Here is an 18,250-nt window from a genome sequence, read left to right as displayed (position 1 = left end):
CTCCGTTTGCAGTGAGATTGGTTGGTGCGTTTCTTCACCCGCAATGGCGCACATGTCATCGTGCCGCGGGGGTCGCTAGAGCAATTCCAAGGAAAGTGTGCAGCGGTTTTCCGTCCGGAATTGCGAAAACAAGAGTTACCGTAGGAGGAGCCTGTCCATGCCCAGAATAATTCCGGTGCTCGATCTCGATCGCTTGGAGCAGGGTCCGTCGGAGCATCGAACTTTTCTGTTTGACTTGCGCACAGCCGCCCGCGACGTCGGCTTCTTCTATCTCAGCGGCCACGGCATCACCCAACCGGAGATCGATGCGGTGCTGGGCGCCGCCCGCCGCTTCTTCGCCCTGCCGGAGGCCGACAAGCTCGGCATCGAAATGGTGAAGTCGCCGCAGTTCCGTGGCTATACGCGCGCCGGCGGTGAGCTGACCGGAGGCAAGGCCGACTGGCGCGAGCAGCTCGACATCGGCGTCGAGCGCACGACCATTGCGCAGGGTCCGGGAGTGCCGGCCTGGACGCGGCTGCAGGGTCCGAACCAATGGCCGGCCGCATTTCCCGATCTCAAGCCGGCGCTGCTTGCCTGGCAGGCAAAGGCGACCGAGGTGGCGATCCGGCTGCTCAAGGCTTTCGCGGCGTCGCTCGATCAGCCGGAGGACGCTTTCGATCCGATCTATCGCGGCGAACCGAACCATCGCATGAAGATCGTGCGCTATCCCGGCCGCGACGCCACCGGCGACGATCAGGGCGTCGGCGCGCACAAGGATGGCGGTTTCCTGACCCTCCTGCTGCAGGACGAGAACAAGGGCCTGCAGGTCGAATATGACGGCAGCTGGGTCGATGTCGACCCGATCCCGCGGACGCTTGTCGTCAACATCGGCGAACTGCTCGAGCTCGCCTCGAACGGCTATCTCAGGGCTACCGTGCATCGCGTCGTCACGCCGCCGGCCGGCGTCGAGCGCATTTCGGTTCCGTTCTTCTTCAGCGCCCGGCTCGACGCGACGATCCCGCTGCTCGATCTGCCCGAGGAATTGGCGGCCGAAGCGCGCGGCCCGGCTAGCGACCCTGACAATCCGCTCTTCCGCAACGTCGGGACCAATGTGCTGAAAAGCCGGCTGAGGTCGCACCCCGACGTGGCGCGGCGTCACTATTCCGATCTGTTGGAAAAAGCATCGGCCACGGGCTGAAGATTTCGCGCCGTTCGAGCGAGATTTTTTCGCAATTTCGATCTTTTTTGGAATTCCGTTCGTGGAAAATACACCGTTCAGGCCCCAAATAAGAACCATCGCTCGGTGTTTTCCTCCCATTGCGCCGGGCGATGTTCCCCTCTGAAGGTTATGACCTTCATACTTGGCCGGGCCGCTCTCGCGCCCGGCCTTTTTCTTTCCTGTGCCGGGAATAAGCCGATCAGGCGAAGCCTACGCGGATGGTTCCGTATGGCCCGAAATCCGAGACGATCTCGTCGCCATGCCGGCATTCGACCGGTCGGATGAAGGAGCCCGACAGCACGATCTGGCCGGCTTCGATGCGCATGCCGTATTGATGCAGCCGGTTGGCGAGCCAGACGATGCCTTTCGCCGGATGGTCGAGCACGCCGGCGCCGAGCCCCGTTTCCTCCACCTCGCCGTTGCACGACACGATGGCGCCGATCCAGCGCAGATCCGCCTCGCGCGGCCCGGCCGAACGGCCGCCGACGACGATGCCGGCATTGGCGGCATTGTCCGAGATCGTATCGAAGAAGGTCCTGATCTTGCCGGTCTCCTTGTTCATCCGCTCGATGCGGGTGTCGAGGATTTCAAGCGCAGGCGTGATGTGATCGGTGGCGTCGAGCACATCGTCGATCGAAATATCCGGACCGGCCAAAGGCGCCTTCATGACGAAGGCGATCTCGGCCTCGATACGCGGCTGGATGAAACGATCGGCCGGCACCGTGCCGCCGTCCGCGAAGAACATGTCGTCGAACAGGATGCCGGAATCGGGAATGTCGATGCTGAGCGCCGACTGCATCGCCTTCGAGGTCAGGCCGATCTTCCAGCCCTTGATCGTCAGTCCCGATGTGGCCTTCCGCTTCACCAGCGCCGCCTGCACGCGATAGGCGTCGTCCATCGTCGCCTGAGGAAAATCGAGGCTGAGCAGCCTGATCTGCCGGCGCTCGCGCTCGGCTTCGAACAGCCGCTGTGCGGCGTCCTCGACTTCCATCTCCGTCATCATCGGCCGGTTCCCTCGTCGACGACGCCGTTGCGAAGCAGGCCGATGCCGTCAGCCTCGACCTCGACAACATCGCCCGGCTTCAGCCAGACCGGCGGGTCGAAGCGGGCGCCGGCGCCCGTTGGCGTGCCGGTGACGATGATATCGCCCGGCACCAGCGTGGTGAAGATCGAGATGTAGTTGATGATCTTGGCGAACGAAAAGATCATGCGCCCGGTGCGGTCCTGCTGGCGCAACTCGCCGTTGACGCGGGTGGTCAGCGAAATGTCGGCGATCTGCGCCTCATCGGTGAACGGCACCAGCCAGGGACCGATCGAGCCGGTCCGGTCGAAATTCTTGCCTTGGGTGACGTTGAACTTGGCGTGACGCACCCAGTCGCGGATCGTGCCTTCGTTGCACAGCGAAAGTGCCGCGATATGGCCGAGCGCATCGGCTTCGGCGATGCGCCGCCCGCCCTTGCCGATGACGATGACGACCTCGCCCTCATAGTCGAGCTGCGGTGATTCCGGTGGCCGCACCAACGGCGCGCCATGGCCGACGAAGGAACGCGGGAAGCGGATGAACAGCGACGGGTTCGAAGGCGGCGCCTGCCCGTCCTTGTACTCCTCGTTGCGGTCCGGATAGTTGACGCCGACGCAGATGATCTTTTCAGGTGAGGGGATCGGGATTTCGTAGGCAATGTCCTTGACGCTGAAATCGGCTGGTAGACCCTCGGCCTCTTCGGCGAGTTTGCCGAGCGCGCCGGCCTCGATCACTTCGCGCAATGTCGGCCACTGACTATGACGCGCCGAGAGGTCGACGACACCCTTGTCGGTGATGGCGCCGTAGCGCGTCTTGCCGCCGGCGGTGAAGGTGGCGAGGCGTCCCGCGCTCATGCTGATGCTCCGTTAAGGTGCCACGATCGGCGAGGCCGCCAGATCGGACTTGCGCGGCTCGACACCCGTGAAAACGCTGCCTTCCTCGAACCAGCTTCGTGGCGCCGGCGCGCCCCACAGCGTCTGGCGCTGCGGGTCCTTGAGGTCCCATCTGATCGGCTCGAGATCGGGATCGACCGTCTGGTAGTCCGAGCAATAGATCTCGATGCGATGGTTATCCGGGTCGCGGATGTAGAGGAAGAAGGCGTTGGAGATGCCGTGCCGTCCAGGCCCGCGCTCGATGTTGCCGATATAGCCCGTGGTCGCCATCAGGTCGAGCAGGTCGATGATGTTGAGCGGCGTCGGCACCCAGAAGGCGACATGGTGCAGCCGCGGGCCAAGGCCGTTGGTGAAGGCGATGTCGTGCACGCCGCCCTTGCGGTGCGTCCAGGCGGCCCACAGCTTTCCGCTCTCGGCATCCTCGGTGTATTCGGTCACGCGGAAGCCGAGCTCGTTGTAGAAGGCGACCGATTCATCGACATTCGGCGAGAAGCAGTTGAAGTGGTCGATGCGCAGCGGCTTCACGCCCTTGTAAAGCGCGTATTTCTGGTGGATCGGCGGCAGCCGTTCCATCTTCGAATAGAATTCGAGCGGCATGCCGTGCGGGTCGCGGGTGCGGAAGGTGCGCGACTGGTAGGGCCGCTCGACCCACTCCACCGGCAGGCCTTTTCCCTTGAAGAAATGCTCGGCCTTGTCGAGGTCCTCTTCGGAGAAGACCTTGAAGCCGAGCTCGCGCGCTTCCGGCGCCGTCGCCTTGCGCAGCACGATGCAGTGATGGCCGCGCTCTTCCATGGCGCGCAGATAGATGGCGCCGCTGGTCTCGTCCGTCACCTGCAGGCCGAGCGTGTCTACATAGAAGGCGCGGGATTTCGCAAGGTCGGTGACGGCGAGCTCGACATGAGAGAGCCGCACGATGTTGAAGGCAGGGTAGAGATTGGGTTGGGGCAGGGCCATCATAGTCTCCGGTCAGCCGCCGAGCTTCTGGATCGAATGCGGCGCCGTGGCGAACGCAATGTTCTTGGTTTCCATGTAGAAGTCGAACGACCAGTCGCCGCCGTCGCGGCCGATGCCGGAACTCTTGACGCCGCCGAACGGCGTCGGCAGATGCCGCACATTCTCCGAATTCACCCAGATCATGCCGGCGTCGAGCGCATCGGTGAAGCGCAGCGCGCGGGTGACGTCGGAGGTCCATAGGTAGCCGGTGAGCCCATATTGCGTGTCGTTGGCGAGAGCCAGCGCATCGGCCTCGTCCTTGAACGGGATCGCCGTCAGCACCGGACCGAAGATTTCCTCCTGGGAAATGCGCATCTTGTTGGTGGCGCCGATGAACAGCGTCGGGCTGACATAGCAGCCGCCGCCCGGGCCGGCGACCTTGCCGCCGCCGGCGGCGACCACCGCGCCCTCCGATTTGCCGATCTCGATATAGGAGAGCACTTTTTCCTCATGCACCGGATGGATCAGCGGGCCTACCACCGTCTCGGGATCGAGCGGATGACCGATCCTGATGCGCTTTGCCTTCTCCGCCACCAACTCGGTGAACCTGTCGTGCACCGAAGCCTCGACCAAGAGGCGCGAGGACGAGGTGCAGCGCTCGCCGTTCAGCGAGTAGATCATGAAGACGGCGGCGTCCGCCGCGCGTTCCAGGTCGGCATCTGCAAAGACGATGACCGGGTTCTTGCCGCCGAGCTCGAAATGCACGCGCTTCAGCGTCTCGGCGCCCTGCTTCATGATCATCGAGCCGGTGCGGCTTTCGCCCACGAAGCCGATCGCCTTGATGTCGGGGTGCTCGGTCAGCGCCCGGCCTGCGTCCTCGCCGAAGCCGTTGACGAGATTCCACACGCCCTTGGGCAGGCCGGCTTCCTCCGCGATCTCGACCAGCAGCCGTGCCGTCAGCGGCGACAGCTCCGCCGGCTTGTGCACGATGGTGCAGCCGGCGGCCAGCGCCGGCGCGATCTTCCAGGTCGACAGCATGAAGGGCGTGTTCCACGGCGTGATCACGCCGACCGGGCCGATCGGCACGCGCGTCGTCAGATTGAGTTGGTTCGGCGCTCTCAGCGAGCACCCGTCACGCGCTTCCGGCGCGCGGTCGGCATAGAAGCGGAAGTTCTCGGCGCCGCGCAGTGCTGCCTTGGCCATGAATTTCAGCGACTGCCCGGTGTCCATGCATTCGACGAAGGCGATCTCTTCGGCACGCGCGACGATGGCGTCGGCTATTCTATGCAGCAGCTTCTTGCGTGCGTCGCCGGGGATCGCCGCCCAGTCCTTGAAGGCAGCCTTGGCCGCTCTTGCCGCGCCGTCGACGTCGGCGGCCTTGCCTCGTGCCACAGTGGCAATCGGCTTGAGGTCGACGGGCGAAAGCGTCTCGAAGGTCGAGCCGTCCGCGGCAGGCACCGCTTCGCCGCCGATCTGGTTGAGCACGCCGTCCTTCCGGAAGCGTTCCAGATAGGCCTCGGCCTTTCTCAGATTGTCGTCCAGTGCCGCCATGATTTCTTTCCCGTTCTAGATCACTTGCCACGCAGGCGCGGATGGATGGCGTTCTTCTTCCAGCTCAGTTCGGCGTCGATCTCGCGGATCTCCAGCGACAGCGCGAAATGCGGCGTGGCGAACAGTGACGAAAGATGATCAGTGACAGCTGCGAAGATCGCCTCGCCGGCGCTTTTCTTTTCCGCCGCGCTGCGGCCCTTGCCGATGCGGAAATTCATGTCGATGAAGCCGTTCTCCGGCAGCCGGTCGGCAATCGCGTAGGCTTCGGCGCGGAACGCGCGGACCCTGACCGCGCCCGGTTCGAACAGCCCGGTTTCGAGAATGGTTCGCGAGACCAGCGCGCAAAGCTCGTTCATGTCGATCTTCGCGTCGAGATTGGCCGAATATTCGATCGCCATATGGGGCAAGGTTTCCTCCACCTTGTAGTTAACATGTGAATTACATCTTGACGACCGAATGTCAAGCGTCGTTCTCTGCGCGGATGCAGCCTCCGGGTGGGATTGCCGCTCTCGGCAAAATCGCGGATATAGCTGCGATCCGGGCCCTAATCTTTGTTGCGAGTCGTACTGGACTGGAATTTTTCGGAGACCTGATTTTGCTACCGCCCAGCACCCGCCGCTCCTTGCCCATGGCTCTGCTTCGCGCCCGCGAAGTGATCATGGCGCATTTCCGGCCGATGCTCGCACGCCACGACATCACCGAGCAGCAATGGCGCGTGCTGCGCGTTCTCGCCGAAACCGGGCCGCTGGAAGCGACCGAACTCGCCAACCGCGCCTCGATCCTGCCGCCGAGCCTCACCCGCATCATCAAGGCGATGGAGGAGCGCGAGTTCATCTCCCGCAACAAGGTCAAGGACGATGGCCGCCGTGCGCTGCTCGCCATCAGCCCGTCCGGCGTGGCGCTGATCGAGGAACTGGCGCCCGAGCGGGTCGCCATCTACGACGCCATCGAGAAGCGCTACGGCGCCGAAGAGCACGAGCGCTTGCTGGACATGCTGGAGAGCCTGATCCAGTCGGAGTCGGTGGACGGCTGAGGAGCCTACCCTCCAAAACTCCCCACCGCGCTCGGCTGCATGAAGTTGCGCCCGACATAGAGCAGCGCCGCCTCGTCGCTGCCGTGGCGAATGTCGACGACGCGGCCGAACATCACATTGTGCGTGCCGACCTTGTTCACCGCGCCGATCTCGCAATCGAAGCTGACGATGGCGTCGAGCAGCGCCGGCATGCCGGACGGCATGGTCTGCCAGCGCGCGGCTTGATAGCGCTCGGCCATGTCGCGGATCGCGCCGGCGAATTTTGCCGCCAGATGCATATGCGACTGAGTGAGCACGTTGACGCAGAAGCGTTGGTTGGCGAGGAACATGCCGGTTTGCGCCGAACGCTCGTTCATGCAGATCAGCAGCGTCGGCGGGTCGTCGGAGACGCTGCACATGGCGGTCGCGGTGAAGCCGCCGCGCCCGGCCGGACCGTCCGTGGTGACGATGTTGACCGGCGCGCAGACCCGCGCCATGGCCTCGCGGAATTCCAGCCTCGCTACTTGTGTTGTCATGACCGCTTCCATCGCCGCCCCCCGTCAGTTGGGCTGCGCGGCAATCGGCGGCAGCCAGATATCGCCGGTCCAGCCCTTCTCGTCGTAGTCGGCCATGCATTGGTCGACCAGTTCCTCCATCTGCTTCAGCCGGCCGCCGCGCTCGGCGCCCTTCAGCACCTGCAGCCGCACCTCTTCCGGCGCGCCGGCATAGTTGAGCTCGTAGAGCGCGTGGCGGCCGCCGAATTCGGTGCCGGTCGCGTCCCACAACAGCTTCATGATCTTGATGCGCTCGACATGGCCCATGTCGTTGGAGCCGCGCACATATTGCGCGAGATAGCGGTCGATCTCGGGATTGTCGAAATCGCGCACCGAGGAGGGCAGATAGATCAGGCCAGAGGCGATCACCCGGCGCACCGTGTCGATGACGCGCGGATAGGCTTCCGACATGAACGTCCGGTAGGCGAGCGCGGCCTCGAGATTGGGCAGCACCGCGCCGTTCGCCCACGGTATCGGATTGTGCGCCATCGCATTGGAAAAGCTCCAGAACATGTGGCGCAGCGCAATCACCTCGCCGAGCGCCGCCTGGTTGCCGCGAAAGGCATCGCCGCCTGTCGCCCGAAGTGCCTTGGCGAGCAATCCGGCGAGGAAGTCGAGCTTGACGGCGAAGCGCGTGCAGCCCTGGAAGCAATAGCCATGCATGAAGCCCGACGCCGGGTGGAAGGACAGGATCTTCTGCGCATCGCGCAGCACCAGCACGTCCTCCCAGGGGATGAAGACGTTGTCGAGCACCAGGATCGCGTCGTTCTCGTCGAAGCGCGACGACAGCGGATAGTCGAAGGGATGGCCGACTGTGTTGGTCGTCTGCTCATAGGAGACGCGGCAGAACATCTTTATGCCAGGCGCATTCATCGGCACGATGAACATCACCGACAGCGATGGATCTTCCGTTACTGTCGCCGAGCTCTGCGCCAGGAAATTGTAGTGGGTGAGCGCCGACGACGTCGCCACCACCTTGGCGCCGGACACCCAAATGCCGGCGTCGTTCTCCTTGGTGATGTGCACGAACACGTCCTTCACCTGCTCGGCCGGCTTGTGGCGATCGATCGGCGGGTTGACGATGGCGTGGTTCATGAACAGGACCGCCTCCTGGGCCCGCTTGTGCCAGGCGCGCGCATTGTCCTTGAACGGGCCGTACCATTCGGCATTGGCGCCGAGCGTATTCATCAGCGCTGCCTTGTAGTCGGCGGTGCGGCCCATCCAGCCATAGGTCATGCGCGCCCAATGCGCGATCGCGCTTTGCTGCGCGGCAAGATCGGCGGGCGAGCGCGCCACGCGGAAATATTTGTGGGTGTAGCCGCCCGAGCCGGTGTCGGTCGGCGAGGTCAGCACAGGCTGCTGGTTCGGATCGTGCAGCGCGTCGTAGAGGCGGGCCAGCGAGCGCACCGAATTGCGCATCGCCGGATGGCTGGTGACATCGGCCACCCGTTCGCCATTGATGTAGACCTCGCGCCCGTCGCGCAGGCTCGCCAGATATTCGGCGCCAGTGAACGGCCGCGAATTGTCGGCCCGGAATTCTTCCGATCTCATCATGATCCTCCCTTGGATTGTTGGAGAGTAGCCGCAAGCCGCTGGATGGTTTATGGACGAAAGCGTAAAACCGATTGGACTTTTTCGGGCGTCCCATGAGCCAGACCGCCATCCCGGAATTCTTCGTCTACGGCGAGCCGGCGCGGGCGCTCGATGTCGGCTTCCTGCATGTCGAGACCGTGCAGGCCCGCGCTTCCATGCATCGCGGCCAGGTTCTGGCGCACAAACATCCGCAAATGGCGCAGATCACCTTCTGGACGAGCGGGCAGGGCGTCTATCGGATCGAGGACAAGACCTGGAGTTTTTCGGCACAGACGGTCAGCTTCATGCCGAGCGGCGTGGTGCATGGCTTCGACATCGAGCCGGGCACCGACGCCATCGTCGTCTCGGTCGCGGACGCTGCGCTCGCGGCCATCGCCGAGCACTCGGCCCTGCAACTTGATCAGCCCGTCTTCGTGACCGGGCGAGGTGACGCTGCGCTGTGGGAGCGGCTTGCCGACACCATCAAAATGATCCAGGCCGAATATGTCGAGGCTCAAGCCGGCGCGGAAAAGATCCTGCCGCCGCTGATCGCGGTGGCATTGTCGCACATCGCCCGTCTCGACGCCCAGTCGCATGCAGTGACTGTGCCGGCCGCGGTGGCGCTGGGCGGCCGGCTCAGGCGGCTGATCGACCGGCATTTTCGCGATGACTGGCCGGTCGAGCGCTATGTCGGGGAACTCGGCACCACGCGCCATCTGCTCGACAAGGCGGCGCGTCAGGTGCTGGGCTCGGGCGTGCGTCAGGCGATCGGCGAAAGACGCCTGGTCGAGGCCAAGCGCCTGCTGCTCTTCACCATCCGAACGGTCGAGTACATCGCCTACGAAACCGGCTTCAACGATCCCGCCTATTTCTCGCGCTTCTTTCGGCAGGCGGTTGGAATGGCGCCTGCGGCGTGGCGGAAAGAGCGGCTGGCAGTAGGCAGTAGGCAGTAGGCAGTAGGCAGTAGGCAGTAGGGCCTTCTTCTTACCCCTATTGCCTACTGCCTAATCCCTAGGCCGCGGCAGCGGCCAACCCCGCATCCAGCCCCTCGGCAATCTTCGCCACGTCGGCGGCGGTTATGATCAGCGGCGGCGACAGGATGATGTTGTTGCCGGAGACGCGCAGCATGACGCCGGCCTCGTAGGCGCCGTCCGCGACGGCGGCCATCGTCTTCTTGTCGACCGGCTTCTTGGCGGCGCGGTCCGAGACAAGCTCGAGGGCCGCCATCAGGCCCTGATAGCGGACATCGCCGACCAGTTGGTGCTTCGCCTTCAGTGCTTCCAGCGCCTTGCCGAGCTCGACGCCGCGCGCGGCGGCATTTTCGTTGACGGCCAGCCGCTTCGTCTCGGCCAGAGCCGCCAGACCGGCCGCGCAGCCGACCGGATGACCGGAATAGGTATAGCCATGGCCGATCGCGCCGAAGCTCGTCTTGTCGGCCTCGAACACGTCGGCGACCTTGGCGCCGATCAATGTCGCGCCGAGCGGGAAATAGCCCGATGTGATCGCCTTGGCGATGGTCATGAAATCCGGTTTCGTGCTGGAGAGCCGCGAGCCTGACCAGGCGCCGGTGCGGCCGAAGCCCGTCACCACCTCGTCGGCGATCAACAGGATGTCGTGGCGGTCGCAGATAGCCCGCACCATCGGCATGAAGCTCTCATGCGAGACTATCACGCCGCCGGCGCCGAGCACCGGCTCCATGATGAAGGCGGCGATCGTGTCCGCGCCCTGGAAGGCGATCTCGTCCTCGATCGCCCGAGCGCAGAGTTTCGCAAGCTTTGCCGGGTCGGTCTCGTCGAACGGGTTGCGGTATGTCCACGGCGCCGGCGTGTGGAAGACGCCGGGCAGCAGCGGCTCGTAGTTGCGGCGGAAATTGGCATTGCCGTTGACCGAGGCGCCGCCGAAATGCGTGCCGTGATAGCCCTTCTTCAGCGCCAGGAATTTCGTGCGGTCGCCCTGGCCGCGGATCTTCCAATACTGCCTGGCGAGCCTTAGCGCCGTCTCGACCGAGTCCGAACCGCCCGAGGTGAAGAAGGCGCGCGCCATGCCCTCCGGCGCGAACCACTGGGTCAGCTCGTAAGCGAGTTCGATCGATGGCCCGGTCGAGGTGCCGCGAAAGCCTGAGTAATAGGGGAGCGCGTCGAGCTGTCCCGTCATCGCTTTCTTGATCGGATCGCAGCTGTAGCCGAGGTTGACGTTCCAGAGGCCGCCGACGGCGTCGAGCACCGTGCGGCCTTCGGCATCGGTCACCAAAACGCCTTCGCCCTTCATGATGATCTTCGGCGGGCTCGCCCGCATTTCGGCCGGATGCGCCATCGGATGCCAGATCGGCTTGGCGTTGTTTTCGGTGAGGAAGTTGATGTCACGCATCGGGAGGAACTCCGGTTTTGCAATCAGGAGAGCGTCAGGCCGAAATGGCTGAGCGCCTCGGCATAGCTTTGCGCCGGTCGGGCGACGTCGAAATGAACGGTCGGCATGCCGGCGGCAATCGCACCGTCGACATTGCGCTTCTGGTCGTCGACGAAGACGCAGGCCGCAAGCGGCAACCGCAGTGCCTCGCCGACCATCGCATAGGCGCGGGCATCGGGCTTGAGGATTTTCGTATAGGTCGCATCGACGATCGTCGCGAAAAGCGAAAGCAGCGGCAGGCGCTGGCGAAAATCAGCGCCATAGAACAGGTCGAGCTCGTTCGACAGGATGGCGAGGCGGATACCGGCGGCATGCGCCATGCGGATGGCTTGGTCGGCCTCCGGCCGCACCACTTTTTCCGGCTCCGCTCCGCGCGCCCGCTGCACGAAGGTCTGCATGTCCTGCCAGTCTTCTCCGACCAATTGGCCGACTTCGCGCGTACGCGTTTTCCAGTAGTCGCGTTCGCTGATCTCGTCAGCCTGCATCGAGCGCCACAGCGCATCGGAAACCGGGTCGAACGGTCCGCGCCAACCGAGCGTGCCGGGCTTGAGCCCGAGCGCCTGCTCGGTCAGCGCATGCGTCTCGAACAAAGTGCGGGTGACCACGCCGCCGAAGTCTAACACCAGCGCTTGCGGCTTCACCTGGCTCATGCCGCGCGCCTGCCGGTCACGCCGGGCGGAACGATGCCTTCCGCCACCCACCGGTCGAAGATTTCCAGCGCCTTGGCGCTGAAGGCGGCGTCGTTGATATGCCCGACGATCTCATGCAGCTCGGCATTGTCCGGCACGCGCGCCCTCATCTCTTCGACAAAGGCCGACAGCGCTTCCGGCTCGTAGAGCGGCTCGCCTTCCTGGTCCCATTGCTGGATGCCGCCGGCGGGCAGGATGAAGGCGGTCGGACCGGTCGCCGCGGCGAGCTTGTCGCCGATGGCGCGCGCGATCTCCCGGCGTGTCGCGCCGTCGGAGGTGACCGAGGCAAGCAGGCGGTTATGCGCGTGGTACGGCCGCTCCGTGAAGCGCGACGGCACCGCCTGCCAGGTCGGGAAATCGACCATGTCGATGGCGCCGGGCGCGACGATCTGCGGGATGCCTTGCCGTCCGGCATTCTCCAGCCGGTCGGTGCCCGAATTCACGACCGAGCCGGTAAGCTGGTTGGCAAGCTCCTGCAGGCTGAAATCGAGCACCGCGACGAAGCCCTTCTGCGCGGCGATCGACTCCAGCGCCCGCCCGCCCATGCCGGTGGTGTGGAAGACGATGACCTCATAGCCGCGCTTTTCCAGCTCAGGCTTCAGCGTCACCATATATTGCAGGCAGCTTTTGCCCAGCGAGCTCATGCCGACCTTCGGCCGCGACATATCGGGTTTGACCACGGCCCGCGCGGCGCCGACCACGGCGCCACTGGCCTGCGACAGCACCGCCTTGCAGGCGCTGTTGAGCCCGTAGAGGCCGCCGGCCCATAGGATCATCATCAGGTCGGTGGCGATGCGCTCCGGCGGCACGAGGTGCGAATAGGCGATCGTCGAGACGACGAATTTCGGCACGCCGAGCGGCAGCGCCAGTGCCACGTCGAGCGCAAGGTCGGTGCCCATCGAGCCGCCCAGCGCGATGAAGCCGTCTATCTCGCCCCTCTCGTGCAGCGAGCGCGCAAGCCGCGAGGCGCCAAGCGCCATCAGCGTCATCGCGGTATTCTCGTCGCCGCTGGCGATGATTGCCTCGACGGTGGTGTCCGCCGCGCGCGCCACCGCATGCTTGTCATGCTCTGGCTTGTAGGGCGGGTCGCCAAGCACGCTGACGTCCATCATCACGGCAACGCCGCCGACGGCCTCGATGCGCTCGCGCATGAACAGAAGCTCGTCGGCCTTGGTGTCGCCGGTGCCGATAACCAGGATTCGGCGTTTCTCCTCCACGTCATTCTCCCTGCCAGTCTCGTTGGTTGTTAGGCCCGCTTCTGGCCGGCCAGCCGGCCGAACAGCCGCTCGCCGATCTCGCGACCCGCGGCGGTCACGCTGACGCCAAGCCGCTCGATGTCGGCCTTTTGGGTGCGCACTCTCGGCGCTGCCACCGCGATGGCGCCGATGGCGTAGCCGTCGATGCCGAGAACCGGGGCGGCGACGCTCATCACGCCCTCCTCGAAACCCTGCGCGCCGATGGAATGGCCGCGCGCGCGAGCGGCGGCGACTTGTTCGGCCAAAGTGTTTGCATCGCCGATGGTGAAGGGCGTGAAAGCCGGCATCGGTCCGGCAAGGATGGCCTCGCGGATGCGCTGCTCGGTGAAAGCCAGGAATGCGATGCCGGACGCCGTCGCATGCATCGGCAGCACGTCGCCGCGTTGCACGCTGACACGATTGGCCTTGGCCGATTCGATGACCTGGACGGTGATCAGGCCGCGCTTCGAATATTCCGAGAGATGCACCGTCTCGCCGGTCTCGGCGGCCAGCATCTCGACCACCGGCACGGCCATGCGCAGGAACGGAAACTGCGCCTCGCGCATCAGCGCCAGCCGCGTCAGGCCGGCTCCGAGCCGGTAGAGGCGCGTCGCCTCGTCCTGCTCGACCAGCCCTTGCGCAATGAGCGAAACCAGCAGCCGGCGCGTCGTCGCCTTGTCGAAGCCAGCCCCCCTGGCAAGGTCGGCAAGCGCCGCCTCGGGCGCGCCGCCGCCCAGCACCTCCAGCAGCGAAATGGCTTTGGCCACCGTGCTCATCGCGTGTCCGATCCTCCGTCAGATACTTAACGTGCGAATTAACTTGACAGCAAGTCGATTCCTTTGCAAGTCTAATATCGAAATGCCGTTGCAAATAATGAAATGCACATTGGCCCTTTCAGAAGGCCCTCGGCATCTCAGGGACACTTGGTTTCCGCGGCGCGGAATGGAGGGAAAAATGACCACAGTTGAAGCCGGAGAAGTGAACCGGCTGAGGAAGAACAGCCTTGGCGTCGGCGCCATCACCTTCATGGTGATTTCGGCCGCCGCACCGCTCACGGCTGTTGCCGGCGGCACGCCGCTCGGCATGCTGATGGGCAACGGCGCGGGCTTTGCCGGCACCTATCTGATCGTGACGCTGTTGCTGCTCCTGTTTGCGGTTGGCTATGTCGCCATGTCGCGCCACATCGGCAATGCCGGCGCTTTCTACGCCTATGCCGCGCGTGGGCTGGGCGGCCTGGCCGGCGGCGCCGTCGCGCTCATCGCGATCCTCTCCTACAACGCCATGCAGATCGGCGTCATGGGCCTGCTGGGCGCGGCCACCGCCGGCCTGTTCGCCGGCTGGGGCATCAATCTGCCCTGGTGGGTGTGGAGCTTCATTGCCATCGCCATCGTCGCCGTGCTCGGCTACCGGCAGGTCGACCTGTCGGCCAAGATCCTGACGGTGCTGGTGCTTGCCGAATACGTCGTCGTGCTGATCCTCGACCTCACCATCCTCAAGACCGGCGGCGACAGCGGCCTGTCGGCGGCGCCTTTCAGCTGGAGCCAGATCGCCAGCGGTGCGCCGGCCATCGCCGTCCTGTTCTGCTTTGCCGCCTTCATCGGCTTCGAGGCGACCACGATCTATGCTGAGGAGGCGCGCGACCCGAAGGTCACCATTCCGCGCGCGACCTATTTCTCCGTCATCCTGATCGGCCTGTTCTACATGATCACCGCCTGGCTGATGGCGGTCGGCGCCGGCGTCGACAAGCTGTTGCCGTCGCTGCAGGCTTTGCAGGATCCGACCACCTTCCTGTTCGGCCTCTCCGACCGCTACGCCGGAACGCTGCTCACCCACGCCATGAGCATCCTCTTTGTCTCCAGCCTGTTCGCCGGCGTGCTGGCCTTCCACAACGCGGTCGCCCGCTACATCTACGTCGCCGGCCGCGAAAAGCTCCTGCCGCAGTCGATCGGCGTGACGCATTCGGCGCATCAGAGCCCGCATGTCGCCTCGGTGATCCAGACCGTGCTCGCGGCCGTCGTTATCGGGCTGTTCGCGGTGCTCGGCCTCGACCCGGTGCTGGCGCTGTTTTCGTGGCTCACCAACGTCGCCACGCTCGGCGTCATCGTCATGATGGCGGTGGCCTCGCTCGCCGTCGTGATGTACTTTCGCGCCAACCCGTCCAATCAGGAGAACGGGCTGAAGACCACGATCCTGCCGGCGCTGACCTTCATCGCCTTTGCCATCATCATCTACCTGATTGTCATCAATTTCGGTAGCCTGTCGGGCGCCGGCGGCTTCCTCGGCGTGTTCCTGCCGGCGCTGGTGCTGATCGCGGCCGTGGTCGGCCTGTTGCTGGCAGGCGCTTTGCGGGGCCGGGACCCGGCTGCCTTCGAACGGCTCGGCCAGCCGCTCGGCGATTGATGGGCAGGTGACTGATGGACAAGGGGCGGCGTCCGCGCCGCCCCGTCTTAACGGAGCGGGAGCAGCGGCAATGAGCTTTACCGATGGTATCACGGTCGAGGCGCTGGAAGCCGACCCCTATCCGATCTACGCCGAGCTCAGGCGCAACGCGCCGGTCGCTTTCGTGCCGGCGGTCAATCTCTGGTTCGTCACCCGCTGGAAGGACGTCGAGACCGTCGCCAAGTCGCCCGACATCTTCTCGGCGGTTGTCGGCACCTCGCCGGTCGAGCGCTCTTTCGGCAAGCCGACCATCCTGACCACCGAAGGTGAGACGCATAAGCAACTGCGCCAGGGCGTCGATCCGAAATACCGGCCCCGCACCGTCGCCTCCTATGCCGGCGATCTCGTGCGCGCGATCGCCGAACCCTATCTCGACAGAATTGCCGCGCACGGCTCGGCCGAGCTGATGGCCGACTATTTCGAGCCGGTGTCGACGCTGAGCCTGGCGCGCTCGCTCGGGCTTGCCGACGTCGATATGCCGACCTTGCGGCGCTGGTTCTATGGCCTTGCCCAGGGCGCCATCAATTTCGAGAACGATCCGAAGCGGCAGGAAACCGCCGACGCGATCAGCGCCGAGGTCGGCGCCGCCGTCCGGCCGACGTTGGAACGCCTGGCCGGCGAGCCGGACGACTCGGCGCTCTCGCATATGCTGCATGACGGCATGCCTGACGGCTCGACCCGCTCGATCGATTTCCTGATGCCGACCATCAAGGTCATCTTGCTCGGAGGCATGCAGGAGCCTGGCCACGGCGCCGGCTCTATCCTCGTCGGTCTGCTGACGAACCCTGAGCAGTTGCGGCAGGTGCTCGACGATCCTGAAACCTTCGTGCCCAGAGCAGTGGACGAGGGCCTGCGCTGGGTGGCGCCGATCGGCACGCAGACGCGTGAAACGACCCGTGCCGTGGAGATCGGCGGGGCGACGATTCCCGCCGGAGCTCCCGTTGCGGCGCTCGTCTCCTCGGCCAGCCGCGACGAAAGTCGCTTCACCGATCCCGACAGCTTCGATATCCATCGCAACGAGGGCAACCACGCTGCCTTCGGCTTCGGCCATCATTTCTGCTCGGGCCGCTTCTTCGCGCGCGAGCAGATGTGCCTTGCGCTAAGGTTGCTGCTGGAGCGTTTTCCGGATCTCAGGCTGGTGCCGGGCAAAGAGCCGATGTTCCGCGGCTGGGAGTTCCGCGCGCCGGCGACACTTCATGTAGAATTTGGAGCAAATTGAGAATGATCAGCCAGGACACTATCGACACGCTGCGCAAGACGGAGGTCGGCGCGCGGCGTCTGTTCATCGATGGCGCCCATGCGGATGCAGAGAGCGGCGCAAGCCTGCAGGTGATTTCGCCGATCGACGGCCGCCCCTTCGCAAGCATTGCCGACGGTGCCGCCGCCGATGTCGACCGCGCCGTCGCTTCGGCGCGCAAGGCGTTTGCCAAGGGCTCCTGGTCACGCGCGGCGCCGGCGTTTCGCAAGAAGGTGCTGACGAAATTCGCCGAGCTGGTCGAAAAGCACGCGCTGGAGCTGGCCGTGCTCGGCGTGCGTGACAATGGCACCGAGATCGGCATGGCCTACAAGGCCGAGCCGCTGTCGGCCGCCGGAACCATCCGCTACTATGCCGAAGCGATCGACAAGGTCTATGGCGAGATCGCGCCGACCGCCGACAATGTGCTGGGTCTGATCCACAAGGAGCCGCTCGGCGTCGTCGGCGTCATCGTGCCGTGGAACTTCCCGCTGATGATCGGCGCCTGGAAGATCGCGCCGGCCTTGGCCGCCGGCAACGCCATCGTCGTCAAGCCGCCGGAGATCGCCTCGCTGACCTTGCTGCGCCTGGCAGAGCTTGCCGCCGAGGCCGGCTTGCCCGAGGGCGTCTTCAACGTCGTCACCGGCCGCGGCTCGGTCGCCGGCGAGGCGCTCGGCCTGCATATGGATGTCGACGCCATCGCCTTCACCGGCTCCGGACCTGTCGGCCGCCGCCTGCTCGAATATTCCGCGCGCTCGAACCTCAAGCGCGTTTTCCTCGAGCTTGGCGGCAAGTCGCCCAACATCGTCTTTGCCGATGCGCCGGACCTGAAGCAGGCGGCGATCGTCTCGGCCAACGGCATCTTCCGCAATTCCGGACAGGTCTGCGTCGCCGGTTCGCGCCTGCTGGTCCAGGCCTCGGTCTACGACCGCTTCATGGACGAGCTTCTCAAGGCGACCACGAAGCTGAAGGTCGGCGATCCGCTCGATCTCGGCTCCGATGTCGGCGCGGTGTCGAGCGCCGAGCAACTGACCAAGAATCTCGGCTTCGTCGCGAAGGCTTCGGAGGAGGGCGCCCGTCTCGTCACCGGCGGCGAACGCATCCTGGCGGAAACCGGCGGCAGCTATATGGCGCCGACGATCTTCGAGAACGTGACCGAGAAGATGCAGCTCGCCCGCGAGGAAGTGTTCGGGCCGGTGCTCGCCGTCACGCGCTTCGAGACCGAGGAAGAAGCGGTACGCCTCGCCAACGCGACCGTCTATGGTCTTGCGTCGGCGGTGTGGACCTCGAACCTGTCGACCGCGCACCGCATGGTGCGCGCCATCAATGCCGGCGTCGTCCATGTCAACACCTATGGCGGCGCCGACATCACCGTGCCGCTCGGCGGCTTCAAGCAGTCCGGCTTCGGTCGCGACAAGTCGCTCCACGCCATTGAGAAATACACCGACCTCAAGACGGCGTGGGTAGCGCTCTGAGCGGAGTGCCTGAGAACGTACCCATGCTGAGCGCGCAT

General features: G+C 64.9%; 17 protein-coding genes. 6 read left to right on the top strand and 11 right to left on the bottom strand.

The features are described from left to right. Positions 1 to 157 precede the first annotated feature (157 nt). On the top strand, positions 158 to 1,177 hold the full coding sequence (locus tag FJW10_RS06175) for an isopenicillin N synthase family oxygenase (RefSeq protein ID WP_140899158.1): 1,020 nt from the start codon (positions 158 to 160) through the stop codon (positions 1,175 to 1,177). 220 nt (positions 1,178 to 1,397) lie between these two features. Here FJW10_RS06175 and hpaH read toward each other — a convergent pair whose 3' ends face one another. The 5 genes from hpaH to FJW10_RS06150 are packed head-to-tail and all read right to left on the bottom strand — an operon-like array spanning position 1,398 to position 6,003. Further along, positions 1,398 to 2,201: a 2-oxo-hept-4-ene-1,7-dioate hydratase gene (hpaH, locus tag FJW10_RS06170; protein ID WP_181177427.1), complete on the bottom strand. Its 804-nt coding sequence runs from the start codon at positions 2,199 to 2,201 to the stop codon at positions 1,398 to 1,400. Beyond that, on the bottom strand, positions 2,198 to 3,073 hold the full coding sequence (locus FJW10_RS06165; RefSeq protein ID WP_140899156.1) for a fumarylacetoacetate hydrolase family protein: 876 nt from the start codon (positions 3,071 to 3,073) through the stop codon (positions 2,198 to 2,200). Before FJW10_RS06165 ends, hpaH begins: the two co-directional genes overlap by 4 nt. A gap of 12 nt (positions 3,074 to 3,085) precedes the next feature. Beyond that, a complete protein-coding gene (hpaD, locus tag FJW10_RS06160) occupies positions 3,086 to 4,066 on the bottom strand; it encodes a 3,4-dihydroxyphenylacetate 2,3-dioxygenase (RefSeq protein ID WP_140834993.1) in 981 nt (326 codons plus the stop codon). A gap of 12 nt (positions 4,067 to 4,078) precedes the next feature. Next, on the bottom strand, positions 4,079 to 5,596 hold the full coding sequence (hpaE, locus tag FJW10_RS06155; protein WP_140899155.1) for a 5-carboxymethyl-2-hydroxymuconate semialdehyde dehydrogenase: 1,518 nt from the start codon (positions 5,594 to 5,596) through the stop codon (positions 4,079 to 4,081). 20 nt (positions 5,597 to 5,616) lie between these two features. Beyond that, positions 5,617 to 6,003 carry a 5-carboxymethyl-2-hydroxymuconate Delta-isomerase gene (locus FJW10_RS06150; protein ID WP_140899153.1) on the bottom strand — a complete coding sequence of 129 codons (387 nt, stop codon included), beginning with the start codon at positions 6,001 to 6,003 and terminating at the stop codon, positions 5,617 to 5,619. 221 nt (positions 6,004 to 6,224) lie between these two features. Here FJW10_RS06150 and hpaR point away from each other — a divergent pair, with 221 nt between their 5' ends. Continuing rightward, the gene (gene hpaR, locus FJW10_RS06145) at positions 6,225 to 6,629 is read left to right on the top strand and encodes a homoprotocatechuate degradation operon regulator HpaR (RefSeq protein ID WP_246672492.1); all 405 of its coding nucleotides are present in this window, start codon (positions 6,225 to 6,227) and stop codon (positions 6,627 to 6,629) included. Between the two features lie 5 nt (positions 6,630 to 6,634). On the opposite strand, the gene FJW10_RS06140 is transcribed toward hpaR, so the two are convergent. Both FJW10_RS06140 and FJW10_RS06135 read right to left on the bottom strand, forming a co-directional pair. After that, entirely contained in the window at positions 6,635 to 7,144 is a 510-nt protein-coding gene (locus FJW10_RS06140) for a flavin reductase (protein WP_140899151.1), read from the bottom strand. A 24-nt stretch (positions 7,145 to 7,168) separates the two neighbouring features. Then, positions 7,169 to 8,713 (bottom strand): 4-hydroxyphenylacetate 3-hydroxylase N-terminal domain-containing protein, encoded by a 1,545-nt coding sequence (locus tag FJW10_RS06135; RefSeq protein ID WP_140899332.1) that lies wholly within the window; start codon positions 8,711 to 8,713, stop codon positions 7,169 to 7,171. A gap of 95 nt (positions 8,714 to 8,808) precedes the next feature. Here FJW10_RS06135 and FJW10_RS06130 point away from each other — a divergent pair, with 95 nt between their 5' ends. Beyond that, positions 8,809 to 9,687 (top strand): helix-turn-helix domain-containing protein, encoded by an 879-nt coding sequence (locus tag FJW10_RS06130; protein WP_140899149.1) that lies wholly within the window; start codon positions 8,809 to 8,811, stop codon positions 9,685 to 9,687. 58 nt (positions 9,688 to 9,745) lie between these two features. Here FJW10_RS06130 and FJW10_RS06125 read toward each other — a convergent pair whose 3' ends face one another. Genes FJW10_RS06125 through FJW10_RS06110 form a run of 4 tightly spaced genes read right to left on the bottom strand, consistent with a single transcriptional unit; the run spans position 9,746 to position 13,840 of the window. Further along, the gene (locus FJW10_RS06125; RefSeq protein WP_140899147.1) at positions 9,746 to 11,101 is read right to left on the bottom strand and encodes an aminotransferase class III-fold pyridoxal phosphate-dependent enzyme; all 1,356 of its coding nucleotides are present in this window, start codon (positions 11,099 to 11,101) and stop codon (positions 9,746 to 9,748) included. Positions 11,102 to 11,124: 23 nt separating this feature from the next. Further along, positions 11,125 to 11,790, bottom strand: a complete 666-nt coding sequence (locus tag FJW10_RS06120; RefSeq protein WP_140899145.1) for an HAD-IA family hydrolase — start codon at positions 11,788 to 11,790, stop codon at positions 11,125 to 11,127. Beyond that, the gene (locus tag FJW10_RS06115; protein ID WP_140899143.1) at positions 11,787 to 13,046 is read right to left on the bottom strand and encodes a Tm-1-like ATP-binding domain-containing protein; all 1,260 of its coding nucleotides are present in this window, start codon (positions 13,044 to 13,046) and stop codon (positions 11,787 to 11,789) included. The genes FJW10_RS06120 and FJW10_RS06115 overlap by 4 nt, the downstream gene beginning before the upstream one ends. A gap of 29 nt (positions 13,047 to 13,075) precedes the next feature. Then, positions 13,076 to 13,840: an IclR family transcriptional regulator gene (locus tag FJW10_RS06110; RefSeq protein ID WP_140899141.1), complete on the bottom strand. Its 765-nt coding sequence runs from the start codon at positions 13,838 to 13,840 to the stop codon at positions 13,076 to 13,078. A gap of 166 nt (positions 13,841 to 14,006) precedes the next feature. Here FJW10_RS06110 and FJW10_RS06105 point away from each other — a divergent pair, with 166 nt between their 5' ends. The 3 genes from FJW10_RS06105 (at position 14,007) to FJW10_RS06095 (ending at position 18,212) form a co-directional block, all read left to right on the top strand. Then, a complete protein-coding gene (locus FJW10_RS06105) occupies positions 14,007 to 15,464 on the top strand; it encodes an APC family permease (RefSeq protein ID WP_181177426.1) in 1,458 nt (485 codons plus the stop codon). 70 nt (positions 15,465 to 15,534) lie between these two features. Next, positions 15,535 to 16,722 carry a cytochrome P450 gene (locus FJW10_RS06100; protein ID WP_140899138.1) on the top strand — a complete coding sequence of 396 codons (1,188 nt, stop codon included), beginning with the start codon at positions 15,535 to 15,537 and terminating at the stop codon, positions 16,720 to 16,722. Positions 16,723 to 16,724: 2 nt separating this feature from the next. Next, positions 16,725 to 18,212, top strand: coding sequence for an aldehyde dehydrogenase (locus FJW10_RS06095; RefSeq protein WP_140899136.1), 1,488 nt, complete (start codon positions 16,725 to 16,727; stop codon positions 18,210 to 18,212). Positions 18,213 to 18,250: the final 38 nt, after the last annotated feature.

It is taken from the genome of Mesorhizobium sp. B4-1-1 (assembly GCF_006439375.1).
Taxonomy (GTDB): domain Bacteria; phylum Pseudomonadota; class Alphaproteobacteria; order Rhizobiales; family Rhizobiaceae; genus Mesorhizobium.
Note: the sequence above shows the minus strand (reverse complement) of the source record. Positions and strands in the feature narration are given on the sequence as shown.